At 43.3% G+C, this 26,062-nt stretch carries 21 protein-coding genes, 2 tRNA genes and 1 other RNA gene; 17 read left to right on the forward strand and 7 right to left on the reverse strand.

What is annotated here, in order from left to right; all coding sequences use genetic code 11:
* Positions 1 to 3: 3 nt before the first annotated feature.
* Positions 4 to 1,707: a tetratricopeptide repeat protein gene (locus tag L2096_RS10535; protein ID WP_212515021.1), complete on the reverse strand. Its 1,704-nt coding sequence runs from the start codon at positions 1,705 to 1,707 to the stop codon at positions 4 to 6.
* 87 nt (positions 1,708 to 1,794) lie between these two features.
* On the opposite strand from L2096_RS10535, the gene hemA reads away from it, so the two are divergent.
* Positions 1,795 to 3,087 (forward strand): glutamyl-tRNA reductase, encoded by a 1,293-nt coding sequence (hemA, locus tag L2096_RS10540; protein WP_004940989.1) that lies wholly within the window; start codon positions 1,795 to 1,797, stop codon positions 3,085 to 3,087.
* A gap of 6 nt (positions 3,088 to 3,093) precedes the next feature.
* On the opposite strand, the gene L2096_RS10545 is transcribed toward hemA, so the two are convergent.
* Both L2096_RS10545 and L2096_RS10550 read right to left on the reverse strand, forming a co-directional pair.
* Positions 3,094 to 4,980, reverse strand: coding sequence for a DNA primase (locus L2096_RS10545; RefSeq protein WP_025094362.1), 1,887 nt, complete (start codon positions 4,978 to 4,980; stop codon positions 3,094 to 3,096).
* Positions 4,981 to 5,128: 148 nt separating this feature from the next.
* Complete coding sequence (locus L2096_RS10550; protein WP_250365377.1) at positions 5,129 to 6,178, reverse strand: outer membrane protein assembly factor BamD; 1,050 nt, start codon at positions 6,176 to 6,178, stop codon at positions 5,129 to 5,131.
* 72 nt (positions 6,179 to 6,250) lie between these two features.
* Between L2096_RS10550 and rluD the strand changes: the two genes are divergently transcribed.
* From rluD to L2096_RS10565, 3 genes are read left to right on the forward strand one after another with little or no spacing between them, the layout of a single operon-like run.
* The gene (gene rluD / locus L2096_RS10555) at positions 6,251 to 7,303 is read left to right on the forward strand and encodes a 23S rRNA pseudouridine(1911/1915/1917) synthase RluD (RefSeq protein WP_025094360.1); all 1,053 of its coding nucleotides are present in this window, start codon (positions 6,251 to 6,253) and stop codon (positions 7,301 to 7,303) included.
* Positions 7,304 to 7,325: 22 nt separating this feature from the next.
* On the forward strand, positions 7,326 to 8,066 hold the full coding sequence (gene pgeF / locus L2096_RS10560; protein WP_004940977.1) for a peptidoglycan editing factor PgeF: 741 nt from the start codon (positions 7,326 to 7,328) through the stop codon (positions 8,064 to 8,066).
* 40 nt (positions 8,067 to 8,106) lie between these two features.
* Positions 8,107 to 8,658 carry a flavodoxin family protein gene (locus L2096_RS10565; RefSeq protein WP_004940973.1) on the forward strand — a complete coding sequence of 184 codons (552 nt, stop codon included), beginning with the start codon at positions 8,107 to 8,109 and terminating at the stop codon, positions 8,656 to 8,658.
* Between the two features lie 36 nt (positions 8,659 to 8,694).
* On the opposite strand, the gene smpB is transcribed toward L2096_RS10565, so the two are convergent.
* A complete protein-coding gene (gene smpB, locus L2096_RS10570) occupies positions 8,695 to 9,171 on the reverse strand; it encodes an SsrA-binding protein SmpB (RefSeq protein ID WP_004940972.1) in 477 nt (158 codons plus the stop codon).
* 141 nt (positions 9,172 to 9,312) lie between these two features.
* On the opposite strand from smpB, the gene coaD reads away from it, so the two are divergent.
* The 6 genes from coaD to L2096_RS10600 all read left to right on the forward strand — a co-directional run bounded on the left by coaD (position 9,313) and on the right by L2096_RS10600 (position 12,242).
* Positions 9,313 to 9,804, forward strand: coding sequence for a pantetheine-phosphate adenylyltransferase (gene coaD / locus L2096_RS10575; RefSeq protein ID WP_004940969.1), 492 nt, complete (start codon positions 9,313 to 9,315; stop codon positions 9,802 to 9,804).
* Between the two features lies 1 nt (position 9,805).
* Positions 9,806 to 10,069 (forward strand): YfhL family 4Fe-4S dicluster ferredoxin, encoded by a 264-nt coding sequence (locus L2096_RS10580; protein WP_025094358.1) that lies wholly within the window; start codon positions 9,806 to 9,808, stop codon positions 10,067 to 10,069.
* Between the two features lie 27 nt (positions 10,070 to 10,096).
* Positions 10,097 to 10,452, forward strand: an RNA gene (rnpB, locus tag L2096_RS10585) — RNase P RNA component class A.
* A gap of 63 nt (positions 10,453 to 10,515) precedes the next feature.
* A tRNA-Met gene (locus L2096_RS10590) sits at positions 10,516 to 10,592 on the forward strand.
* Between the two features lie 249 nt (positions 10,593 to 10,841).
* A tRNA-Met gene (locus L2096_RS10595) sits at positions 10,842 to 10,918 on the forward strand.
* Positions 10,919 to 11,063: 145 nt separating this feature from the next.
* Positions 11,064 to 12,242: a porin gene (locus tag L2096_RS10600; protein ID WP_250365378.1), complete on the forward strand. Its 1,179-nt coding sequence runs from the start codon at positions 11,064 to 11,066 to the stop codon at positions 12,240 to 12,242.
* Positions 12,243 to 12,283: 41 nt separating this feature from the next.
* Here the strand turns inward: L2096_RS10600 and L2096_RS10605 are convergent, their stop codons facing one another.
* The gene (locus L2096_RS10605; protein WP_250365379.1) at positions 12,284 to 13,318 is read right to left on the reverse strand and encodes a hypothetical protein; all 1,035 of its coding nucleotides are present in this window, start codon (positions 13,316 to 13,318) and stop codon (positions 12,284 to 12,286) included.
* The gene (locus L2096_RS10610; protein WP_004943175.1) at positions 13,311 to 14,936 is read right to left on the reverse strand and encodes an NAD+ synthase; all 1,626 of its coding nucleotides are present in this window, start codon (positions 14,934 to 14,936) and stop codon (positions 13,311 to 13,313) included. The genes L2096_RS10605 and L2096_RS10610 overlap by 8 nt, the downstream gene beginning before the upstream one ends.
* A gap of 272 nt (positions 14,937 to 15,208) precedes the next feature.
* On the opposite strand from L2096_RS10610, the gene L2096_RS10615 reads away from it, so the two are divergent.
* Positions 15,209 to 15,664 carry a type IV secretion protein Rhs gene (locus L2096_RS10615; RefSeq protein WP_250365380.1) on the forward strand — a complete coding sequence of 152 codons (456 nt, stop codon included), beginning with the start codon at positions 15,209 to 15,211 and terminating at the stop codon, positions 15,662 to 15,664.
* A gap of 51 nt (positions 15,665 to 15,715) precedes the next feature.
* Here the strand turns inward: L2096_RS10615 and gltA are convergent, their stop codons facing one another.
* A complete protein-coding gene (gene gltA, locus L2096_RS10620) occupies positions 15,716 to 16,990 on the reverse strand; it encodes a citrate synthase (protein ID WP_004940950.1) in 1,275 nt (424 codons plus the stop codon).
* Between the two features lie 1,041 nt (positions 16,991 to 18,031).
* Between gltA and sdhC the strand changes: the two genes are divergently transcribed.
* The 6 genes from sdhC to odhB all read left to right on the forward strand — a co-directional run bounded on the left by sdhC (position 18,032) and on the right by odhB (position 26,047).
* Positions 18,032 to 18,433 (forward strand): succinate dehydrogenase, cytochrome b556 subunit, encoded by a 402-nt coding sequence (gene sdhC / locus L2096_RS10625; RefSeq protein ID WP_088459624.1) that lies wholly within the window; start codon positions 18,032 to 18,034, stop codon positions 18,431 to 18,433.
* The gene (gene sdhD, locus L2096_RS10630) at positions 18,433 to 18,798 is read left to right on the forward strand and encodes a succinate dehydrogenase, hydrophobic membrane anchor protein (RefSeq protein WP_004940945.1); all 366 of its coding nucleotides are present in this window, start codon (positions 18,433 to 18,435) and stop codon (positions 18,796 to 18,798) included. The genes sdhC and sdhD overlap by 1 nt, the downstream gene beginning before the upstream one ends.
* A gap of 12 nt (positions 18,799 to 18,810) precedes the next feature.
* Positions 18,811 to 20,706, forward strand: a complete 1,896-nt coding sequence (gene sdhA, locus L2096_RS10635; protein WP_004940941.1) for a succinate dehydrogenase flavoprotein subunit — start codon at positions 18,811 to 18,813, stop codon at positions 20,704 to 20,706.
* A gap of 14 nt (positions 20,707 to 20,720) precedes the next feature.
* Complete coding sequence (locus L2096_RS10640) at positions 20,721 to 21,431, forward strand: succinate dehydrogenase iron-sulfur subunit (protein WP_004940938.1); 711 nt, start codon at positions 20,721 to 20,723, stop codon at positions 21,429 to 21,431.
* A 558-nt stretch (positions 21,432 to 21,989) separates the two neighbouring features.
* Positions 21,990 to 24,830, forward strand: coding sequence for a 2-oxoglutarate dehydrogenase E1 component (locus L2096_RS10645; protein ID WP_004943169.1), 2,841 nt, complete (start codon positions 21,990 to 21,992; stop codon positions 24,828 to 24,830).
* Positions 24,830 to 26,047 (forward strand): 2-oxoglutarate dehydrogenase complex dihydrolipoyllysine-residue succinyltransferase, encoded by a 1,218-nt coding sequence (odhB, locus tag L2096_RS10650; protein ID WP_004940933.1) that lies wholly within the window; start codon positions 24,830 to 24,832, stop codon positions 26,045 to 26,047. The genes L2096_RS10645 and odhB overlap by 1 nt, the downstream gene beginning before the upstream one ends.
* Positions 26,048 to 26,062 lie beyond the last annotated feature (15 nt).

A 26,062-nucleotide genomic window follows, 5' to 3' on the forward strand; every position in this document is an offset into this window, starting at 1 on the left:
AAATTAACTCTTTTTAGTTGCTGTCGGTAAAATTAGCGCATCGAGTTGCTTTAATTGTGGATCATTTGCATTTTTTTCTTTGAGCTGTTGTAAAACTTGGCTAAATTCGGTCAGATTGCCTTGCATGTATAGGGCTTTGGCCAGCCGTACACCAATATTCACATTCTGGCTTATTGCATACGCCTTGCCTAGAGATTCAATCGCTGCATTGAAATCATTTTGCAAAAAGGCGATATATCCCAAGGTATCTAAAATTGAGGCTTGTTCGGGAGCATATTCAAGGGCGAGTTGAGCATACTGACGAGCTTCATCTAAGCGTCGGTTCTGTAACGCCAGTGTATAAGCATAAGCATTCAGATAGGTCGGGCTATTTGGCTCGATGAGCAGCAACTGTTTTAATGTGCGATCCAGCTTGTCGCGATCTGAGAAAGGATCCAGCATCAGCACTTCGGCATAGATCAGTTCAGGATCATCCGAAATATTTTTAATGGCTTCATCGAGCAAGCGCAATGCGGCTTTCTTGTTGCCCATTTTCTTTAAAATTTCGGCCTGTGCCTGATATAAAAAACTGGCATGCTGCGGATAATTGACCCGCTCTTGGGTTAAAAAACGTAAGGCATCGTTTAGATTACCCTGTTTTTCAAAAATCGACACCAGATTACGCCTAGACACCACATACAAGCTGCCATCGACCAAACGATAATACGCTTTTGCTGTTTCAAAGTGCTGCTTGCGCTCTGCATTGACGGCCAAATAATAATAGGCGTCATTCTGATATTTTGCAGAGTAACGTAAATCGACCAGATATTGCTCGGCTTTCTCGTAATATTTTAAATCGATACTGGTAAGGCCGGCAATAAACTTGGCATCTTCATTGTCAGGCCACATTTTGATAATGTCTTCGAGCTTTTTTAGCGCCAGTTGTGGCTCACTATGCCGAATAAGAAAGCGCGCTTCAGCCAGTCGAACATCTAGGTTGTCTCGATGACGACGACTGGATTTTGCCAGCCATTTCTGTGTTTCTTCAATTTCGCCTAGGCTGGTCAGCAAATTGGCTTTCATTAAAATAAAGCCCGTGACCTTCGGACGCTTTTTTAGGGCCTTGTTGGTGTTGTTAAGCGCATCCTCTAAATGCCCATTTTGTGCCTCAAAGCCTGCAATCATGACCAAAATCGAAGGGTTTTCTTTCTCTTTACTGGTTTTGAGTGTAGCCAATAAATTTTCCCGATCTTCTTTGGATTCGGGTGCAATACCGGCAAGAATTTGTTCCAGATCGGCATTGGGGTCGATGGTTAAAATTTTATCCAGTGTATTGGCAGCCAGTTTGTATTCATGCGCACGCAGCGCAATATGTGCCAGATAAAAGAGTGCAGGCACATCTTCAGGCTCTTGAACCACCCAATGTGTTGCAATATCCAGAGCGGCTTTTAAATCGTTGTATTCGAGTGCAATATCGAGTGCACGCTGTTTAATGGTGGTTGAATTACTTTTTATTGCGAGTACAGTGTAGTTATGAATGGCGGTTGGAATATCATCATAAGCCAAGGCAAATTCGGCAATCATGCTTTGTTTAAGCGCATCGGTATTTAATGCGGCTGGATGAAATTCATCCACAGCTTGTCCGTGTGCTGTCGAAGCCATGCTACCGAGCAACAAGAATGTGGTAGAATATTGTCTAATGGATGTACCGTTTAACCGGTTATTCATTTGTCGCAATTTTTAGTAATCCAAGTAATGCTTTTTATGACACCGATATTGCACAATAGCATAAATTTAGCGAAATGATGATCTGATATGTCTTTCTTTGCATTGGGTGTCAACCATCAAACAGCTTCAGTCGAGTTGAGAGAACAAGTCGCGTTTAACGCAGAACGTTTACGCGATTTGTTGACTCAACAGCATCGTCATGCCGATTTAAACGATATGGTTGTGGTGTCTACCTGCAATCGTACCGAAGTCTATGCCATGACTGAGCATGCCGATCTGATTTTGAACTGGTTGGCCGAAACCAATGGTATTGAGATAAAACAGTTACTTCATCATGTTTATCGTTACCAAGATGCGCAGGCGGTCACACATTTAATGCGTGTAGCCAGTGGACTCGATTCGCTTATGTTGGGCGAGCCTCAAATTTTGGGGCAAGTCAAAAGTGCACTGGCTTTGTCTAAAGACGCACAAACCGTTTCTTCCGACTTAAACCGCATTTTTGAATACGCATTTTATGCAGCCAAGCGTGTTCGCTCCGAAACAGCGGTCGGTAGCCATGCTGTATCGATGGGTTATGCGGTTGCGCAATTGGCCTTACAGGTGTTTAGTCAACCAGAAAAGCTTACCGTCATGATGGTTGCTGCTGGTGAAATGAACACTTTGGTGGCCAAACATCTGGCCGAAATGGGTGTGGCAAAGGTCATCATCTGTAACCGTAGTCAAGCGCGGGCAGAGCAGTTATCGCAAGAAATTGCCCATCAGGTAGAAGTCGAGATCATTGCATTTGATCAACTGGCCGACAATTTACACCGTGCTGATGTGGTGTCGAGTTGTACCGGAAGTTTACACCAGGTCATTTTTTATCAAGATATCAAGGCTGCACTCAAAAAGCGTCGCTATAACCAGATGTTACTGGTCGATTTGGCTGTTCCGCGCGATATCGATCCGAAAGTCGAAACGCTAGACGGCGTATATCTGTATGGTGTAGATGACTTACAAAGCGTAATTGATGAAAATTTGGCGCAGCGGCGTCAGGCGGCAGTTGAAGCCGAAGTCATGGTGAGTCAACTGGCCAGTCAATTGCTCACCCAGCAAAAAATTCTGCAAGCAGGCAGTACAATTCATGCTTATCGTGCGCACAGTGAGCAGCAACAACAGCTTGAGTTAGGCAAAGCCTTAGCTGCCTTGCAAAAAGGCCAAGCGCCTGAAGAAGTGATGACGCAACTGGCGCATCGTTTGACCAAAAAGCTCATGCACCCCACATCGATATTGCTGCGCGAAGCGGCGCAACATGAACATCCAGACTATTTTGAGTGGATGAAAAATCAGCTCAATGATGTGTTTGAGCATGAGCGCAAGCCAAAAAATACAGCAGACTAAGTATTGTTAAGACAATAAACGTAAACTGATTTGCTTGGTCAATTCGTTCAGTTGCTGACGCAAATTACGCGATTCGATGAGCGAAATAGGCGTTTTGAGTTTCATTCTTAAATATTTTTCTTGTAAACCCAGTGCATATTCTTTGGCCAGTTTGTCGGCAGTTTCTGGTGCATGCATCAGATTTTGAAGGTTCGTTCGCTCCAAAATATCTGCAATTTCATGTCGATATAAATTGCATGCGCCCAAAATATAGTAGGTCGCGAGCTCTTGGTCGTCTGGCAACTCTTCAAAAACACGATCTAGCACCGATAAAATCTTGGCCAGAAGTTGATCTGGCGCGATCACGGCGCGTAAGGCCTCAAAATGAATATACAGATATGGATGTTGAATCAGCAGTGCAATCGCCAAGTCTTCATCTTTGGTCTGAATATTAAAGGACAACGATGCATCATGACTGACTTGCGGAGTAAACTTGCGCCCCAGTCCTAACTTTTCTCGAAACGACTGCGTTAACAAATAACGATATGAGCCTTGTTTAGGCAATAAATCGGTCAACTCGCGGAGTTCTCCCATGACCTGACTTTTTCCTTCAGGCGTTGAAATATCGTGCTGCTGAGTGAGGTGTGCAAAAATGAAATCAGACAGTAATGGCGCCTGCTCAAGCAAGCGTTGAAAATGCTCGAGTCCTTCACGCCGAATGAGTGAATCTGGGTCATGTTCTTTGGGCAATACAAAAAACTTGAGTTCCCGCCCATCATTTAAAGAGGGCAATGCAATTTCCAAGGTTCGACGTGCGGCTTTTTGACCGGCCGCATCGCCATCGAAAGCCACGGTAATGCGCGAGTTTTGCTTGAATAGCGTATTCAGGTGATCGACATTACTGGCCGTGCCTAACGTTGCTACGGCTCCATATACACCATACTGCTGCAACGCAATGACGTCCATATAGCCTTCAACCATCAGCCAGTCTCTGGCTTTAAGCTTGCGCCCTTCATACAGTCCGTAAAGCAGCTGATTTTTATGAAAGACATCCGAATCGGGGGAATTGATGTATTTGGGTTTGATTTCGTCGTTGAGTGCACGGCCACCAAAGCCTACCACACGACCTTTATGATCACGAATCGGAAAAATAACCCGTTCACGCAGGAGATCAAAGTCACGCCCACTGTCGCTAGAACGAATCAGCCCGACTTGCTTTAAGCCTTCTACGTCGTAAGGAAAGGCTTTTTCCAAATGCTGCCAGTCTTCGGGAGCATAGCCCAAACGCCAAAACTGAATCGTTTCTGCAGTGAGTCCACGCTGTTTAAAATATTGCTGGGCTTTAATGCTATTTGGAAGTTGTCGTTCATAAAATTGCGCCACGTTTTCCAGCAAATCATATAAATTGCCTTCTTGTGGAATATCATCATCAAAAGATTGATAATTTTGTTCAAACTGCGCAAATGGATCATCCATAAACACTGGCGCTTCGAGTGCCTGTGATGCATCGGATGTTTCATTTGAGTTCGTCTCTGGTATCGACGTTTGAGCTGGTACTGGTGCGATTGGCTGCGGTTTTTGTGTAGCGCGTTTATAAGAGAGTTTCTTGCTTTCAAAATTGTCTTTAGGGAGTTCTACGCCCGATTTGCTCGATAACTCTTGCATGACATCGATAAAGTTGCGCCCGTCGATGTCCATTAAAAAACGAATTGCATTACCGTTGGCCTGACAACCAAAGCAATGGTAATAGCCCTTGTCACGATAAACATGAAAAGAAGGAGTTTTTTCTTGGTGGAATGGACAGCAACCAGAGTAGGAGCGCCCTGATTTTTTGAGTTTTACGCGTTGGCCAATCAATTCTACCAGATCGGTTCGGTCTAGAATTTGATCAATGGTATGTTGAGGAATGGCCATAACAGAAAGAATCCCGAGCACATGCAAAAAAAGCTTCAATCAAATAGTGTAGCTGAAGCAAACAAAAAAAAGAATTTTGATCGTAAGTAAAAATGAAAGGGCAAGTCCATGCTTGCCCTTTTCAATGTGCTTTTAACCAACCGATACATTATTTTGCAGCATTTGCTTCAGTTGTACTTGGTACGGTTTGTGTCGCTTGTACTGGTGGTTTTGGCATCTCGGTAGTGCTGGTATCAACGGTTTTTTGTTTATCGAGTAAACCAAAGCTTAAACGATTGGTCCAGCTCCGTTTTTCTGTGCTTTCTACGTTGCTTGAAGTGGTTTCTGCGTTTGCATTGGCTTTGGCTTCACGACCAAAAATACCCAATGTTGCGCGGTTAACCCAGCTCGCATCGTGACGAGATGCCGCAAGATCTACTGTTCCGTTCGCACGAACCAAGTTCGGGTAGTTCAGTTTTAACAGATTAACGTACTGTTCTGAGGTGGCCTTATCGCCAATTTCATTGTAGGCATAAGCCAGAGTAGCCAACGCTTCAGGTGTTTGAGGGGTTTGAGGATAATGCTCTACCACCCACTGCGCACGATCAATGGCTGCAATCCAGGCTTTACGTTTAATATTAAAACGTGCCACATTCATTTCGCTTTCAGCCAGCTCTTGCCCGATAAACTTCATGCGCTGTGCTGCATCGACCGAATATTGACTACTTGGGAAACGGCGAATTAAATCGACAAAGTTTTGATAAGCCAACTTCATGTAGCTGGTGTCACGGTGTGACTGCTGTAAAGAAGTATAGCGCATCAAGCTGTCGTAGTTTAATTCCATGTTGGCAACGCCACGAATATAGTACGCATAATCCACGTTTGGATGCTGTGGATTCAGGCGAATAAATCGATCGGCTTGCGTGACCACGGTTTCAAATTCTTTTTGCTGGAATTTTACATACAGAAGATCGAGTTGTGCTTGTGCCGAAGATTGACCTGTTGGATAGTAGGTATCAATTGCTTCTAATGATTTTGCCGCTTCAGAATATTGACCGCGATCAAGCGCTTGCTGCGCTTTTTGCATGTAAATTTGTTCACTTGACTGAGGGCCTGTATCGACTACTTCTTTTTTGGGATTACTGCTACAGCCCACCATTGCAGCCGCTACGCCAAGAGAAAGGGCAAGCATGGTAATCTTATAATTTGGTAGCGACATAAAAACTCCTCTGTTTAATACGGGCAATGAGCTACAATTGCGCTATTAAATCACTTTTATCTGAAAGAGCAAATGACTTCAGCACAATCTTCGAATCCTAATCTCTCCGAAACAGACTTCAACTTACTCGAAGATTCTGAGGATGCAGATAACCATACTTCTGAGCCAACTGCAACACGTTTATCGTTGCAAGTTCAACTTGATCTTGAATACTTGGGTCAACGTATTGATCAAGTGGCGGCATCGGTGTGGAGTGACTTTTCACGCGAGAAATTAAAACAGTGGATGAAAGACGGTCACTTGTTGGTAAATGGTGAAATTGTAAAGCCCAAATATCGCTGTGAAGGCAATGAGCTACTGACTTTGAATGTAGAGCTTGAGGCACAGACCACCAGTAAGCCTGAAGACATTCCGCTGGAAATTGTTTATGAAGACAATGATATTCTGGTCATCAACAAGCCTGCCGGAATGGTGGTGCATCCGGGTGCGGGCAATCATACGGGAACTTTGGTAAACGCGCTCTTGTATCATTATCCAAAAGCAGCCGAGCTCACCCGTGCCGGATTGGTACATCGAATCGATAAAGACACCAGTGGCCTTTTGGTGGTGGCTAAAAATCTTGAATCACAATTTTCTTTGAGCAAACAATTGGCAGATAAATCGGTATATCGAATTTATGACCTGATTGTATACGGCAACATTGTGGCGGGTGGCACTATTGATGAGCCGATTAAACGCCATCCGGTCGATCGTATCAAAATGACCATCTTGCCTGGTGGTCGCGATGCCGTAACACACTATAATGTTAAAGAACGTTTTCAGCATTTCACGCGTATTCAGGCGCAGCTTGAAACAGGCCGAACGCATCAGATTCGCGTGCACTTTAGCTACATTGGGCATGGTTTAGTTGGCGATCCGGTGTATATGAGTCGTGTACGCGTACCGGCAGGAGCCAGCGAGCGCTTAAATATCACTTTGCGTACGTTTAAACGCCAAGCGTTACATGCAGCCAAATTGGGGCTGGTACATCCGAAAACTCAACAGGAAATGATGTTTGAAGCGCCATGGCCAGAGGATTTCACCCATCTGGTTGAGGTATTACGTCAAGACAACGCTGCTTATTAATCCAAAATTACAGGATCGTCGCATGGACTTTGTAAAAGGTTTACCCGCTGGAGTATATGTGGGGCAGACCACCCTCATGCATCCTCAAGCGAAGCCGAGTTTGACTCCCGAGCTTGAGGGCTTTAATTTGGCCTTGCATGTTCACGATGATCCGTATCGTGTGCAGCAGCACCGAATGAGCCTACTGAATGAGTTAAGCGCTTATGGCGTGAAGCAACTGACGTGGATGACCCAAACCCACAGTACGATTTGCCACACTGTCAATCAAGCACTTAGTTTTGATGCATTAACTGGCGATGCACTGATTACCCAAAGTAAGGCACAGGCGCTCATGATCATGACCGCAGACTGTCTGCCTGTGGTGTTGGTGAATCGTGCAGGGACTGAGGTGGCTAATTTGCATGCCGGCTGGCGTGGTCTTGCAGATGGCATTATTGAAAATACCATCGAGTCGATGCAAAGTGGTCCTGCCTATGCATGGTTAGGTGCAGCGATCAGTCAGCCGTGCTTTGAGGTTGGTTCAGAAGTACAGCAGATCTTTTGTGCCAAATACCCCGATCTCGTCACCGCGTTTGAAGAAGGTAAACAGCCCGGTAAATTTCAAGCCGATTTGTATGCAATTGCACGCTATATTTTGCAGCAATCTGGTGTAGAAACGATTTTGGGTGGCAATCAATGTTCGTATCGTCAAGCGCAGCATTACTTTTCGCATCGGCGAGATCCGAAAACTGGGCGTATGGCGACATTCGTGTTCATGCAGTAAAACTGCTAAACTTTCATTAACTTGGTGATTAAAGCATCTTATGTCGCAGATCAGAAAATCTCTCTCAATCGTTTATCATAGTCCTTATGGTCATACAGCTAAGGTCGCGGCATATATTGCGCAAGGTGCCAAAAAAATGGGCATTGAAGTACATCTGATGCCGATTGAGCATATCGACTGGGATTTACTTGATGCCTCGCAAGGAATTATCTTTGGCTCACCCACTTATATGGGAAGTGTTTCGGCAGATTTTAAAAGGTTTATGGACAGTAGCTCCAAACGTTGGAGAGACCGGATCTGGCAAGGTAAACTTGCCGCAGGTTTTGCCAATTCTGGCGGCTTAAGCGGTGATAAGCTCTCGGTGCTACAACAGATTCATCTGTTTGCCATGCAGCACGGCATGTTGTGGTCGGGTTTACCTTTGATGAGCACCGGGCACAACCAAGATGATTTAAACCGACTGGCCAGCAGTTTAGGGCTTATGACCCAGTCCGATAATGCGCCTGTAGACATTACGCCACCACAAGGTGATTTAGACACTGCCATCTGGTTTGGTGAGTATATTGGTGGATTATTGTATCGTTTGCATTGAATCCAGAGCTAAAAAAAGCCTCAATTGAGGCTTTTTTTATTTGTGCATTAAACGTGCTTTGTCACGTTGCCAGTCACGATCTTTTTCTGTGGCACGCTTGTCATGTAATTGCTTACCTTTCACCAGCGCAATTTCAAGTTTGACCAAGTGGCCTTTCCAGTAACAGGCGAGGGGAACGCACGAATAACCTTTTTGATTGACAGCACCCATGAGTTGATCAATTTGACGCCGTGACAGTAACAGTTTACGCGTACGTGTCGCTTCAGGAACAACATGGCTGGATGCGGTTAAAAGAGGCTGAATTTGGGCACCAAACAGATAGGCTTCACCATTTTTAAAGATGATATAGCTTTCCGTCAGGCTCATACGACCTGCGCGCAAGGATTTCACTTCCCAGCCTTGCAAAGACATACCCGCTTCAAATTTTTCTTCAATAAAATAATCGTGACGCGCGCGTTTATTTTGCGCAATGGTCCCGCCATTATTTTTTTTAACTACTACTGCTTTCGCCATAATCTTAAAATTCCAAAGTTATGCCTATTGTGCCCTAAACCGCGACTGAGGTGAAGTTTTTTCATTTTAATGGAGTGACTTCGCTATGAAATCAAGATTTGCTAGAATTAAGACTTACAAAATAAACTAGAGTAAAAACGGATGTCTAAAACACGTGTAATCTATCCAGGCACATTTGATCCTATCACCAATGGTCATGTAGATTTAGTCACCCGTGCATCCCGAATGTTTGATGAAGTCGTGGTCGCAATTGCGATTGGACACCATAAAAAACCGCTTTTTAGTCTTGATGAGCGAGTACGTTTAGCCAAATCCTCTCTGAGTCATCTACATAATGTAGAATTTGTTGGCTTTGATGGATTACTGGTCAACTTTTTTCGTGAGCAAAACGCTACTGCGGTATTACGAGGTTTGCGTGCCGTTTCAGATTTTGAGTACGAATTTCAGTTGGCCAACATGAACCGACAGCTTGATCATCATTTTGAAGCGGTATTTTTAACGCCTTCAGAACAATACTCGTTTATTTCATCGACTCTGGTGCGTGAAATTGCTCGCCTACGAGGCGATGTCGCCAAGTTTGTGCCTCAGGCTGTGGTTGAGGCATTTGAACAAAAACATCAGCAAGGTTGGTAACGTGTCACTTTTTATCACCGAAGAATGCATCAATTGTGATGTCTGTGAGCCGGTTTGCCCCAATGAGGCAATCTATATGGGTGAATTGATTTATGAGATTCATCCCGATTTATGTACCGAATGCGTTGGACATTTTGATCAGCCGCAGTGTCAGCTTTTTTGTCCTGTCGATTGTATTCCAAAAGATCCGAATCATGTCGAGACACAAGATCAGCTCATGCAGAAGTATCAAAAACTAATTGATCAAAAAAGCACGAGCAATTAAATCAAATCTTTGATACTATGCGCACACGAAGTGGACTGGACGGTCGCTGCTGTGGAGGTCTTCGTGACTGAAACAGGGGAGGAAAGTCCGGGCTTCATAGGGCAGGGTGCCAGGTAACGCCTGGGCGGCGCAAGCCGACGGAAAGTGCAGCAGAGAGTAGACCGCCTCATTCGTGAGGTAAGGGTGAAAGGGTGCGGTAAGAGCGCACCGCGTGTCTGGTAACAGTTCACGGCATGGTAAACCCCACCAGAAGCAAGACCAAATAGGAATCCTGAGGTACGGCCCGTACTGGATTCGGGTAGGTCGCTTGAGCGTATGAGTGATTGTACGCCTAGAGGAATGATCGTCCTCGACAGAACCCGGCTTACAGGTCCACTTCACCAAATTTTATGTAAATTATGCTTGACGTATCTTGAATTAATGAAGATAATGCGCGCACAGTTTTCGGCTATGTAGCTCAGTTGGTTAGAGCACCGCACTCATAATGCGGGGGTCACAGGTTCAAGTCCCGTCATAGCCACCATTTTATAGACCATGCTCCTGCATGGTCTTTTTTTTGCTTATTGTTTTTGAATCGTAGCATTATTCTTTTTAGATATTCAGATCTGATGCACCATCGTGCGGTTGTTGATGAATGCATAAAATGTTAGGGTATCTACAAAATTGTCATAAATTTGTACGATTTAGCATGATTTGAGTGTTTGGTGAACAGCTGAAAACAAAATCTATTGACGGCCAAGAAGGTTCTATAGATAATGCGCTCACAGTTTACGGCTATGTAGCTCAGTTGGTTAGAGCACCGCACTCATAATGCGGGGGTCACAGGTTCAAGTCCCGTCATAGCCACCATTTTCAAAGATCATGTACATTACGTGATCTTTTTTTTTATCTATCTTTTTTAGATTTTTATTTCACACTCAAGTTCACTGTTTTAGTTTTCTAATTCCAACCGAACTTATGCATTTTCATCACCCACTCAAAAGGATGTTATGGCATGAATAAGTCATTATTACTACTCACAACAACAATTGCATTTACCCCAGTGGTATATGCACAAGATCTAAGCTGGGGCGATCCAAAGGCCGAAGCGGGGCAAGTAAAAGTGTCTGGTGCTATCCGTACGCGCTATCTGAGCAAAGATTTTCAAGATGAAGCCAATGAGGGTTCAAATAACAACTGGCGTCTTGCAGATATCAAGCTCAATTTAAACTATGAAAATCCAAAATGGCTGGCAGCGCTCGATGCGCGTTGCTATGAATACGATGAACTTTGTGATGCTGTTTTTTTGAGTGATGCGTGGGTCGGATATAAGATTTCAGATCAGCAACGGGTGAGCGTTGGATTGCAACCTGTTGAGTTTGGCTTCGGACGCTTCTGGGGCAGCAGTTATTACGAAACCCTCATGAATACAGTCGGTTTTGAGGATATTTCAGCGCTTGGGCTACGTTATCAAATCAACCAGAATGATTACAGTTTAAGTTTGGGTTTTTATCCAACAGATGGTGGAAATTATAAGGGGACGTCAAAAGATTCAAGCCGCTACAGCCCGGCATTTGTCGAGGCAGATGATTTAACAACGGGAACGTATTTAAAAGAAAGAAATATCTGGATTGGTCGGTTATCTAAAAAATTTGAGGTAACGCCGATTGATGGACTGAGTACCGAGATTGGTACTTCATTCTGGCATTCTGAACTGAAAAACAAAAAAAACGGTCAAGACGGCTCACGTAACAGTTGGAATGTCTTTACACAGACGCAGTACAATGCTTGGCAGTGGATGTTACTTGCCGGATCACAATCCATTCAAAACCGCGACACTGAGTTTCCTGACTTTTCAACCTTGGGTGCTTTTGATTTTCCTTATCAGGTGGCCAATAAGACCGACTATGTGGTCAATGAAATCAATTACAGTGTGGCAAAGCCCTTTTATGAGCTTAAGAATATTAAGCCATATTTCTCGTATAGTCGTTTATTTAAAGATCAGACGGGCTATGAAGACTCAGAACGTATCATTGCAGGTGTTGCATTTAACTACAAAAAGATTGGGATTCAAGGTGAATACATCTGGAGTAAAAATGATCCGATGGTCGGTGCCAGCAGTAATGGATTGGCACAGGGCGATGGCAATGGATGGGACCGCATGCTGTATTTAGCACTGGGTTATTATTTCTAAATGAAAAAGCCCAAATCGTTAGCTACGGTTTGGGCTTTGTTTTATGACTGATGTTGTTCAATCAGGCTTAAGGTTTCGCTACGCGCATAAAATGGTGATAAAACATTCACCAAAAGCGGTTCAAGTAATCCTTCCTGATCTAGAACTCGAATAAGTTTGGGGTAAAACCGCTGTACTTCAGTATAAATATCCTGTTCGTCTAACCCAATGCCGTAAAATAAATCCTGCAACGTATCATCACGATAAAATTCATAAAATACTTCGACACCCCGCAACACGAGATTTTGAATGAAAGGCTGCTGGCGCAGTTCTTTCCAGTATTCATAAACCAGTACAAAAAACTCTTCAATATCTAGAGGATTAATTTTAGAGATGTACTCGTAAACAGTTTTGTCTTTTACGTCGTCCCAGAGTGTACGCAATAAATCTTCAAGATCATCATTGGATAAGACACTTAGTTCTGCCAATTGCTGCTGAATCAAGCGAGCCAAGTAGTCTTCAATTTTTTGCTCAATTCGTTGCTGATGTTTGTGTGAAAAGGATTTTAGATTTTGCTGCCAACGCGCATGTAAAGTAGTGCTAGATTCGTTGCCCGATGCCGGCTGCAAAAACCTAGGCAATTTATGATGTATTGCGCTGGTGGCGATGAAGTGACACAGTTGCTCAATGGCTGGGCTGTGACGTAAGAAGGTATTGAAGTAAAGCCGAATATTGTCTAATTCTAAAAACTTGGCTAACCAGATATCAAACTGTTGATCCGAGACCAAATCATTCAAAGTTGATGGTGATTTAAGTGCGCTAAGATAAATCTGCTTAGAAATTTCACCAATGAATTCGAGTAAATCTGCACCCAACTGCATCTCAAATGCATAGCGCCGAACCACCATTTCAAGTTGTTGCATATCGATGACTTGATGGAGTTTGAGCTGTTGGAGAGACTGAAAAATCAAATGCGAGAGATGTTGTAGATACTCCGAAGAGTGCTCAGCACAGAGCTGAGACTTGAAATAATGCACCTGCTCAAGCAAAAGTGCTTGAGCAAGCTGCGCGCTAGACGATGTCTGATCCTTAGTCATCTGGTCTCCAGCCATTTACGATAGGGTAGCGGCGCTCACGGCTAAAGGCACGTGAACTAATTCGAGGGCCAATTGCACCTTGGCGACGCTTGTATTCATTACGATCAACGAGACGAATCACTTTTTCAACTACGTCTTTCTCAAAGCCTTTGGCAATAATATCGGCCTGACTTTGATCTTCTTCGATATAAGCGTAAAGAATCGCATCCAGAATATCATAAGGCGGCAATGAATCTTGATCTTTCTGATCTGGACGTAATTCTGCCGATGGCGGGCGAGTAATGACACGTTCAGGAATTACAGGCGTATCACCAAGCGTGTTGCGATATTTTGCCAGCTCAAACACGATGGTTTTGTACACGTCTTTAAGTACAGAAAAACCTCCCACCATATCGCCGTAAAGTGTGCAGTAACCCACTGAAATTTCAGACTTATTACCAGTTGAAAGCACCAGATTACCAAACTTGTTAGACAACCCCATCAACAGCGTGCCACGTGCACGTGCCTGTAGGTTTTCTTCCGTCGCATCTGCCGGTGTGTTGCCAAAAAATGGATATAGCGTTTGCATGAAGCTATTTACAATCGGATGGATTTCAGCGATCCCGAAGGTAACGCCCATACGTCGCGCTTGCTCGGTCGCATCTTCCACACTGATTTGAGCCGTATAGGTATAAGGCATCATGACTGCTTGAACCTTATCGGCACCAATTGCATCGGCTGCAATCGCTAGGGTGAGTGCTGAGTCAATACCGCCAGACAAACCTAATATCACACCCGGGAAACCAGAACGTTGTACATAGTCACGCGTGGCCATCACCAAACTTTGATAAATTTCCGCCATGGTATCGAGTGCAGGCGTCACTTCAGTGGTTTTGTACTGCTTATTTTCGATATCATATTCAGCATAGTACAGCGCTTCCTTAAAGCTCGGTGCCTGTACAGCCACAGTTCCGGTGTGATTGATGACAAAGCTGGTGCCATCAAAAATGAGATCATCTTGCCCGCCTACCTGATTGAGATAAACCAGATTGACATTGAGCTGCTTAGAGAGTTCAGTCAAAGTCTGAACACGATGCTGCGGCTTACCCACCTCATATGGTGATGCATTGAGCACTAAAACTGTTTCTACATTGAGCTGCGTGAGCTGTTGAACCGTATTGAGCGACCAAATATCTTCACAAATCAAGACACCAAATCTATGCCCTAAATACTCAAACACAAGGTGTTGATGCCCAGGGTTGAAATAGCGCTTTTCATCAAAAACGCCATAGTTGGGTAAATTATGCTTGTTATAGATTCCGAGCACGACACCATCTTTCATGACAGCAGCAGAATTATAACGATGTCCTTCTTCGGTTTGATGTACAAATCCAAACACCATTACAATGTCTTTTACTTCTTTAAGTTGCTGAAATGCCTGATGCATTCGTTTACCAAGATTTGGACGTAGCAGCAAGTCTTCGGCTGGATAGCCGATGATGGAGAGTTCTGGAAAAATAATTAAATCAGCATGTTGTTTTTTAGCTTCATTTGCTTGCTCAATCATTTTTTGAGCATTTGAATCAATATTGCCAATATGCGGTGAAAATTGAGCAAGGGCAATTTTAAAACTTTTCATTCAAACCTAATCCTAGATCGATAGCACAGATATACGCCATTCGTTGCTTTTGTCATTTTCTTTTTACAACGGGGTGACGCATGGGATAACACAAAAAAGTCAATCGAATTGAAAAACAGTGCAAGACAGATAATATATACTAATCAAAGCTTTTTCTGCGCAAAAATAACAAGAATTATCTATTTTAATCGATTTTTTATTTGTTGTAATTTGGCTGTATCTATAGCCGACATCGATTACACTCAAATTAATCTTCAATCAATAAAAAGATCATGCTACAAAATTTTCTCATCCTCAGAAGACGAAAGCTGACCTCGGGTGAAATATCACTTGCACGCGAAATTTTTAGCTCGCATCTCAATTATGATTCGATCTTTATTTGTGCACATCGTTTGGTATTGAAGCACTATGCAATCAGTCCCAATGGGCATATTTATTTTAATGTGATCGACTGGTGCGAAGATTTTTCGACGCAATCGATTGAAAAGCAATCTTGGCTCATTCATGAATTGGTACATGTATGGCAAGTACAGCAGGGCATTAAGCTGATTCGAAAGGCTATTTTTGAGCGCCAGTATCATTATGTGCTTAAGCGCGGTAAAACTTTTTTAGAGTTTGGTGTTGAGCAGCAGGCGCAAATGGTTCAAGACTACTTTCTCAAAAAACATCGTCAACAATCTTGTGATGATCTGGCTGCCTGTATTCCGTTTATTGCTTCCCAGCAATAAAAAAGACCGCTAAATGCGGTCTTTTTTATTGGTATAACGCTTAGGCAGCGATTAACGCTGGATGTCGCGTTTGGTTTCGCCAGTATAAAGCTGACGAGGACGACCAATTTTGTACGGAGCACTGTGCATTTCTAACCAGTGGCTGATCCAGCCAACAGTACGTGCAAGTGCAAAGATCACGGTAAACATTTCTGTTGGGATACCAATCGCTTTGAGAATGATACCTGAGTAGAAGTCTACGTTTGGATACAAGTTACGCTTGATGAAGTATTCATCAGACAACGCAATACGCTCAAGTTCCATCGCAAGTTCAAGTTGTGGATCGTTGATGCCAAGCGCAGCAAGAACTTCATCACACGTTTCTTTCATCACTTTCGCGCGTGGATCGAAGTTTTTATACACACGGTGACCAAAGCCCATGAGTTTCACTTCTTTGGTCTTCACTTTTTCCATGAAGCCAGCAACGTTTTCAACTGTACCGATCTCGTCGAGCATCTTCAGAACAGCTTCGTTTGCACCGCCGTGAGCAGGGCCCCAAAGCGCTGAAATACCCGCTGCGATACATGCATATGGATTCGCGCCAGTTGAGCCTGCCAAACGTACAGTTGACGTTGATGCATTTTGCTCATGATCCGCATGAAGCGTGAAAATACGATCCATTGCTTTAGCTAGAATCGGATCTACTTTGTAATCACGATCTGCAGGTGTCGCAAACATCATATGCAGGAAGTTTTCTGCATAGCCCAAGTCATTGCGAGGGTAGATGAAAGGTTGACCCACCGTGTATTTGTAGCTCCACGCTGCAAGCGTCGGAATTTTTGCGATCAAGCGGATAGCAGTAATTTCACGATGATTCACATCTTCGATGTTTAACTGGTTGTGATAGAACGCAGATAAAGCACCAACCACACCAACCATGATTGCCATTGGGTGCGCATCACGACGGAAACCATTAAAGAAACGGCTTACTTGGTCGTGAACCATAGTGTGGTTACGCACCTTCGCGTCAAATTCTTCTTTTTGCTCTTTGGTTGGGAGTTCACCATTTAAAAGCAAATAACATGTTTCGAGATAATCCGCCTGAGTTGCAAGCTGATCGATTGGGTAGCCGCGGTGTAATAACACACCTTCGTTCCCGTCGATGAAGGTAATCTTCGATTCACAAGAAGCGGTCGCCATGAAACCAGGATCAAACGTAAAATGACCTGCGGCCAATACATCCTTAACGTCGATTACATCTGGGCCTAATGTGCCGCTGTAAATTGGTAATTCAATTTCTTTGCCATCAAGCTTTAGTACGGCTTTCTTGCCAGTTGCTTCAGACATTCAATAGATCTCCTGTCCTGGTGAATGTTGATCTGAATCGAAGTATTAATCTTTTAATGCACGAATCAGACGGGTCAAAAATTGTTACTAAGATTAGTGTGAACTGAAATTTTGTCAATTATACTAATGGATAAAAAAGTAGCGTCACCACAAGTATTTAGTTTAACTGTTAAGGGTTAAAAAAATGAATAAAATCACAGTATCGACGCGCTATGATAAGTCAAATTTATGACGCCGTGCAGAAAAAAATTGGGTCTAAAATCTAAATTGTAAACAAATTTTTAGAGCAATTAATCCATCTGGCTATTGGTAGATTATGCCAACGCATTATGAAAATGGCTTAAAACCCATAACTTACCGAGTATTTACCTCGAATGAGTTAATCGGTTTCATGCTTTAAAACAGATAGGCCAGTATTTCCAAAATTGATTCAACTGGTTAAAAAATAGCTAATTGAACTCATCATCCACCTCAAAATTTGTACTTTTCAGAACGTGTAGGGCGGTTAATAAGATTATTTTTGTGTGAATTTAAATCAAATTTGATTGTGTAGCTGAAGTTATTCACAAAGTAAGTAGTTCTTTATAATAGCGATATAAGGTGGCAAAGAATATAAAAGCAGCACGATATTTTATAAAAAAATATAAGCCTTATGATTTAAAGCGGATTCAGAATAAGCTTAAACCTTGAATTGCAATCTGTGTAAGCAAAGAGTTCAGTTGTATTTAATATCTTTGGTCTAATTCTCATATGATGAAGATCATAAAGCCAATTAAAGCTGGTTTTTTTAAAATAGTATATAAAAATAGAGACATACGAGTTTTTAATCTAATTAACGATGATTATGTGACCAATCCGTATAGGTAAATGATTCTTATTTGCTTAATTTTATATGAAAAAGAGGTTTTTCATTGTTTGTAATTTGATTTTTGACGTTTTATAATTCAAGAGTCGTTTATTAAGTAGGCATTTGCTTGCCTTCAATGCCAGCTTTCCTTCGAATTAATTCAAACAAACTCCAGCTGGAGTTTTTACTACAGGATGCCCGCTGTGAAAAGCAACAGACCTGTCAATTTGTCCATGGGTCAGGTGTTAGCGGTAAACTTACGCTCACCCGTGGCTATTGCATCAATCTTACACCGTCTCTCTGGTGTCATCGTATTTCTATTAATTCCCGTTCTATTATGGATTTTGGATAAATCCTTAGCATCACCAGAAGGATTTGAATACGTAAAAACAGTTATCTTCGGAAATATTTTAGTACGATTCATCGTATGGGTATTTGTAGCAGGTTTAATTTATCACTTCATTGCTGGTGTTAAACACTTGCTTGCTGATCTTGGCTTTGCAGAAGAGCTTCAAAGTGGGCGAACTGCCGCTACAGTTGCATTGATCTTATCTGTGATTGGTATCATCGCAGCCTTCGTATGGATTATGTTCTAATGAAAAGTGCTACAGGATTAACAGGTTCAGGTTCTCGCGATTGGTTTGTCCAGCGTATTAGTGCTGTTGTTTTAGCCGTATATACAGTCGTGATCATGGGTTGGATTTTGTTTCATGGTGGCTTTAACTATGAGCAATGGTCTGGCTTCATGATGACTTTACCAATGAAGATTTTGTCTTTGTTGGCTGTATTGTCATTGGCAGCACACGCTTGGATTGGTATGTGGCAAGTATTTACTGACTATGTAACGACTCGTCAAATGGGTCCTTCAGCTTCAGGTTTACGTCTGGTTCTAACAACGGCTGTCATTATTGCCGTGTTTGTATTTGTAATCTGGGGTATCCAGATTTTCTGGGCGAATTGATAGGAAGACATCATGGGCGCGATAAACCCTAAAGAAGATTATTCAAATATCCAAAACCTCACCTTTGATGCTGTCATCGTTGGTGGTGGTGGTTCTGGTATGCGTGCAGCGTATCAACTTGCACAAGCGGGTTTAAAAGTTGCTGTTTTAACTAAAGTATTCCCAACACGTTCGCACACGGTTGCCGCGCAAGGTGGTATCGGTGCATCGTTAGGCAACATGCAAGAAGATAACTGGCACTATCACTTTTACGACACCGTAAAAGGCTCTGACTGGTTAGGTGATCAAGACGCGATCGAATATATGACGCGTGAAGCACCTAAAGTGGTGTACGAGCTTGAACACATGGGTATGCCGTTTGACCGTAACGAAGATGGAACGATTTATCAGCGTCCATTTGGTGGTCACTCTGCAAACTATGGTGCAAAAGCAGTACCACGTGCCTGTGCAGCCGCTGACCGTACAGGTCATGCGCTTTTACATACGTTGTATCAAAGCAACGTAAAAATGGGCACACAGTTCTTTGTTGAATGGATTGCGCTTGACCTGATCCGTAACAATGAAGGTGATGTACTTGGTGTAACCGCTTACGATCAAGAAACAGGTAATATTGCCGTATTTCAAGCCAAAGCAACTTTGTTTGCTACGGGTGGTGCAGGCCGAGTTTACCGTGCATCAACCAACGCTTACATTAATACAGGCGATGGTCTGGGTATGGCAGCGCGTGCAGGTATTCCATTACAAGATATGGAATTCTGGCAATTTCACCCAACGGGTGTTGCCGGAGCTGGCGTACTGTTGACAGAAGGTTGTCGTGGTGAAGGTGGTATTTTGCGTAACAAGGACGGCGAACCGTTCATGGAGCGCTATGCACCAACATTGAAAGACTTGGCACCGCGTGACTTCGTATCACGTTCAATGGACCAAGAGATCAAAGAAGGGCGTGGCTGTGGCCCTAAAGGCGACTACATTCTTCTTGATATGACGCACTTGGGTGCAGAAACCATCATGAAGCGTTTACCGTCTGTTTTTGAGATTGGTAAAAAGTTTGCAAACGTTGACTGTACCAAAGAGCCAATTCCTGTTGTACCTACAATTCACTACCAAATGGGTGGTATCCCGACCAATATCCATGGTCAGGTTGTAGTGCCGCATGGTGTGGAAGAAGGCGAGTTTACTGCACACTACGACAAAGACACTAAACAATATACCTACCAAGGTACGCGCGATTATGTAAAACCGGTTAAAGGTTTTTATGCAATCGGTGAGTGTTCGTGTGTGTCTGTTCACGGTGCGAACCGTTTAGGAACCAACTCATTGCTTGATTTGGTGGTATTTGGTAAGGCGGCTGGTGAACATATCATTGATTATGTGACCAAGCACCATGGTGATGATTATGCACCATTACCAAATGACGTACTTGAAAACACATTGGCACGTATTCGTAAACTAGATGATTCAACTTCTGGTGAGAATGCACAAGAAATTGCCGATACAATCCGTGACATCGTACAGGATCATGCTGGTGTATTCCGTACTCAAGCTTTGCTTGACAAGGGTGTACAAGAAATCCTTGCGATGGAATCTCGTGTACGTAACATTCATTTGAAAGACAAATCAAGAGTATTTAACACCGCGCGTGTTGAAGCGCTTGAAGTTGAAAACTTGTATGAAGTTGCGAAAGCTACATTAATTTCTGCTGCTGCACGTAAAGAATGTCGTGGTGCGCATACAGTGGTTGACTACGAGTTGGCTCCTGATCACCCAACGTATTCATATGGCCGCCGTGACGATGAATGGATGAAACACACATTGTGGTATTCATCGGATAACCGTCTTGAGTACAAGCCAGTTCGTTTCAATCCGTTAACGGTTGAAGCAATTGAACCTAAACCACGTACATTCTAATCGGGAGACTAAAGATGAGTAGAGGTACTCGTACATTCGAAATCTACCGCTATGATCCTGATAAGGATAAAGCGCCGTACATGCAAACTTTCACGCTCGAGTTAACCGACAAGCACCGTATGTTGCTTGATGCGTTACTTGCACTGAAAGTACAGGATGAAACCTTGACATTCCGCCGTTCATGCCGAGAAGGTATTTGTGGTTCTGATGGTGTGAATATCAATGGTAAAAATGGTCTGGCGTGTTTGTGGAACCTTAACGATTTGCCTGAAAAAATCGTAATTCGTCCTCTACCAGGCTTACCAGTGATTAAGGATTTGGTTGTAGACATGAACCAGTTCTACGATCAATACAACAAGATCCAGCCATTCCTGATTAACAATCAGCCAGCGCCACCAAAAGAGCGTTTACAGTCTCAAGCGGACCGTGAGCATCTTGACGGCCTGTATGAATGTATCTTGTGTGCGTGTTGTTCGACATCATGCCCATCGTTCTGGTGGAACCCAGACAAATTCTTGGGTCCATCTGCGCTACTAAACGCTTATCGCTTTATTATCGATTCGCGTGATACCGCTACTCAAGAACGTTTGGCACGTTTGGATGACCCATTCTCATTGTTCCGTTGTAAAGGAATCATGAACTGTGTATCTGTTTGCCCGAAAGGTTTGAACCCAACAAAAGCAATTGGTCACATTCGTAACATGCTTCTCGATCAAGCAGGTTAATTCCGTTAAAAAAAGCGCACATATTTATGTGCGCTTTTTTTATTAAAAATAAATGGGACTAATGTCTAAATTGCATCTAAAATGTATATCAAGCACCATAGGTTATCAGCTAAAATAGCCAATGTATTTTGTCAATTTATAAGAGGTATATGTCAAAAAAATCAATTCGTGTAAGCAGAACATGATACGATTTGAAACGAAATTTTATGCCCACAAAGTGCATAATAGGCCATATACACGAAGCACGATTTTTGATTGTGCTTAATTTTTATGTAGAAGAGTTATTTTAGAAAAGCCAAATAGCGGTAAGATTTTGTTTTTCTAAGATGATTTGCAAAAATTGCTCGGCGTCGCCGAGTATACAGATGATAAATGATGCCAATGACGGCGTTGTTTTTCATTGATTATGTCAAGGAAACTTGATGTGGTCATAACGCCCCCTTTGGTCTCAGCGCCAGAATGGGTTTGTAATGCCATTTTACAATTTGGCGTTATCAATCATGGGTCTGTTTAAAAAAGCAACCCGTAATGTTTTTGCAATAGGAAATGGGTCCACAAATGCAAGATGTTGCTGACGCTTTGCGTCTTGACACTGAACTTTCCGCTGATAGCGCAGCGTATATTGAACAGCTTTACGAGCAATACCTGACCTCCCCAACCTCTGTGACAGAGGACTGGCGCCAATACTTCGATAAATTCCCAAAAGGTGATCAACCACACAGCAATGTGCGTGAGCAGTTCTTATTACTTGGACGTAATTCGAGCCGTGTACAAGCAGTTGTACAGAGTTCGGTAAGCAGTGATCATGAGCGTCGTCAGATTGGTGTCTTACAACTCATCGCAGCATATCGTAACCGTGGTCATCAAAAAGCAAAACTCGATCCACTAGGTCTTGCAAAACGCGAAGACGTTCCAGATCTTGATTTATCTGCTCATGGTTTAACGAAGTCTGATCTTGATACGATATTCAATACCAGTAATCTTGCTATTGGTAAAACTGAAGCTACTCTCGGTGAAATGATCGATGCAATGGAAGCCATTTATTGTGGTTCTATTGGTGCAGAATACATGCATATTGTCGACACCAAAGAAAAACGCTGGATTCAACAACGTTTAGAGAGTGCGCGTGGTCAGTTCAATTTTACCAATGACCAGAAAAAAGGACTACTGGAGCGCTTAACTGCTGCGGAAGGCCTTGAAAAGTTTTTGGGTAACAAATACGTCGGCGCTAAGCGCTTTGGTGTAGAAGGTGGTGAAGCCTTCATCCCGATGATGAACGAAATTATTCAGCGTGCAGGCTCTGTGGGCTGTAAAGAAGTTGTGATTGGTATGCCACACCGTGGTCGTCTCAACCTTCTTGTAAATATTATGGGTAAAAACCCAGCTGATCTTTTTGGTGAGTTTGAAGGTAAATCAATTCATAAAAAAGGTTCGGGTGACGTAAAATACCACCAAGGCTTCTCATCAAATGTCATGACGTCAGGTGGCGAAGTACATTTGGCATTGGCATTTAACCCGTCGCATCTTGAAATTGTTGGACCAGTGGTTGAAGGTTCGGTTCGTGCACGCCAAGTTCGTCGTAAAGACATCGGTGGTGATGACGTTCTTCCGGTGATCGTTCACGGTGACGCTGCATTTGCAGGTCAGGGTGTTAACCAAGAAACCTTCCAAATGTCGCAAACTCGCGGTTATACGGTTGGTGGTACGGTTCATATCGTCATCAATAACCAAGTGGGTTTCACCACTTCAGATCCACGCGATGCTCGCTCAACTGAATACTGTACCGATATCGCGAAAATGGTTCAGTCACCAATTTTCCATGTAAATGGTGATGATCCTGAAGCGGTCGCGTTTATTGCACAGTTGGCCCATGATTTCCGTCATACTTTCCGTAAAGACGTTGTTATTGATTTGTTCTGTTACCGTCGTCGCGGCCACAATGAAGCAGATGAGCCATCTGCAACTCAGCCGTTGATGTATCAGGTGATCAATAAAAAGCCAACTACTCGTACGCTTTATGCCGACAAATTGGTACAAGAAAAAGTACTCGATCGTGCAGAAGCGGACAAACTGATTGAAGACTACCGCGCTGATTTAGAAGCGGGTAATCACGTTGCGAATGCGCTGGTACTTGAGCCAAACACCAAGATGTTTGTCGATTGGAAACCGTATTTGGGCCATGACTATACAGACGTTTGGGATACCACAACCGATATCAATCGCTTAAAAGCGCTTGGTGAAGGAATGCGTAAGCTACCTGAAGGTTTTGTGATGCAACGCCAAGTGCAAAAAGTCATTGACGACCGTTTGAAAATGCAAACGGGTGAAATGCCATTAAACTGGGGTGCTGCTGAAACACTGGCCTACGCAACACTTGTTGATGAAGGTTACTTGGTTCGTATTACTGGTGAAGATGTTGGCCGTGGTACGTTCTCGCATCGTCATGCGAAATTGCATAACCAAGTCGACGGTTCAACTTATATTCCGCTTTGTCATGTGAAGGAAAATCAGCCACGCTTTGCGTTGTATGATTCTTTATTGTCTGAAGAAGCCGTTCTTGCATTTGAATATGGCTATGCGACAACTATTCCAAATAGCTTGATCATCTGGGAAGCTCAGTTTGGTGACTTCGCTAACTGTGCGCAAGTTGTGATTGATCAATTCATTGCATCTGGTGAAACCAAGTGGGAGCGTGTGTGTGGTCTGACCATGTTGCTACCTCATGGCTTTGAAGGTCAGGGGCCAGAGCATTCATCTGCACGTCTTGAGCGCTTCTTGCAGCTTTGTGCAGAAGACAACATGCAAGTGATCACACCGACCACACCAGCGCAGATTTTCCATGCGTTGCGTCGTCAGGCAGTTCGTCCAATTCGTAAGCCAATGATTGTAATGTCACCTAAGTCGTTGCTTCGTCATAAACTTGCAACATCAACACTCGATGAGCTTGCGAACGGCACATTCCAAACCGTGATTGATGAAGTTGATCAAATCAATAAAGCAGATGTTACCCGTCTAGTTTTGTGTGGCGGTAAGGTCTACTACGATTTGCTTGAAAAACGTCGTGAGCTTGAGTTAAACAACGTTGCGTTGGTTCGTATCGAACAGCTCTATCCGTACCCAGAAAAACGCTTGGAAGAAGTGCTTGCAGCTTATCCAAATGTTAAAGATGTGGTGTGGTGTCAAGAAGAGCCGAAGAACCAAGGTGCTTGGTTGTTTATCGCGCCGCGTCTATATGACGACATCTTGAAATCTGGAAAACAAATCCGCATCAGCTATGCAGGTCGTGAAGCATCGGCTGCACCAGCATGTGGTTCACCATACTTGCACGCAAAACAACAAGCTCAGCTCATTCATGATGCATTAGCAATCGAAGCTGAACAATCAGGAGAGACAAAATAATGGCAACCGAAATTAAAGCACCGGTATTCCCAGAGTCAGTTGCAGACGGAACCATTGCAACTTGGCATAAAAAAGTTGGGGAAGCAGTATCACGTGATGAAGTCATTTGTGATATTGAAACTGATAAAGTTGTTTTAGAAGTGGTTGCTCCAGCTGATGGTCAACTTGTTTCTATCGTGAAAGATGAAGGCGAAACAGTTTTATCTGACGAAGTAATTGCACAGTTCCAAGAAGGTGCAGTTTCTGGCGCCAATGAAACTCAATCAGTTCAAAGCGATTCAAAAGTAGAACAAGCAGCATCTAAAACTGAAGCGGGTGCGGCACCAGTTGTAGAACGTGCACAACCTGTATCTGATCAAGCACCAGCTGTGCGTAAAGCATTGACTGAAACAGGCATCAGTGCAGCAGACGTTCAAGGTACAGGCCGTGGTGGTCGTATCACTAAAGAAGACGTGACCAATCACCAAGCAAAACCAGCAGCACCTGCTGCTGCACCGCTTAGCGTTGCGGTCGGTGAGCGTATCGAAAAGCGTGTTCCAATGACACGTCTGCGTAAGCGCGTAGCCGAGCGTCTTCTTGCTGCAACTCAAGAAACCGCAATGTTAACTACGTTTAACGAAGTGAACATGAAACCAATCATGGAAATGCGTGCACAGTACAAAGATGCGTTTGAAAAACGTCATGGTGCGCGTCTTGGCTTTATGTCTTTCTTCGTGAAAGCTGCGACTGAAGCATTGAAACGTTATCCAGCTGTAAATGCGTCTATCGATGGCGATGATATTGTTTACCATGGCTATTACGACATCGGCGTTGCTGTTTCTTCTGACCGTGGTCTTGTGGTTCCAGTACTTCGTGATACTGACCGTATGAACTATGCTGAAGTTGAAAACGGTATCCGTGACTATGCTTACAAGGCACGTGATGGCAAATTGGGTATTGAAGACATGACAGGCGGTACATTCACCATTACTAATGGTGGTACGTTCGGTTCATTGCTTTCTACACCAATCTTGAATACACCACAAACTGCAATTTTGGGCATGCATAAGATCCAAGAGCGTCCAATGGCAGTGAATGGTCAGGTTGAAATTTTACCAATGATGTATCTTGCACTTTCTTATGACCACCGTTTAATCGATGGTAAAGAAGCTGTTGGTTTCTTGGTAACCATCAAAGAGCTTCTTGAAGAGCCTGCAAAACTTATCCTTGATCTTTAATTTAGTCCGTATAAA

This window comes from Acinetobacter sp. ACZLY 512, from assembly GCF_023614015.1.
Classification (GTDB): domain Bacteria; phylum Pseudomonadota; class Gammaproteobacteria; order Pseudomonadales; family Moraxellaceae; genus Acinetobacter; species Acinetobacter soli.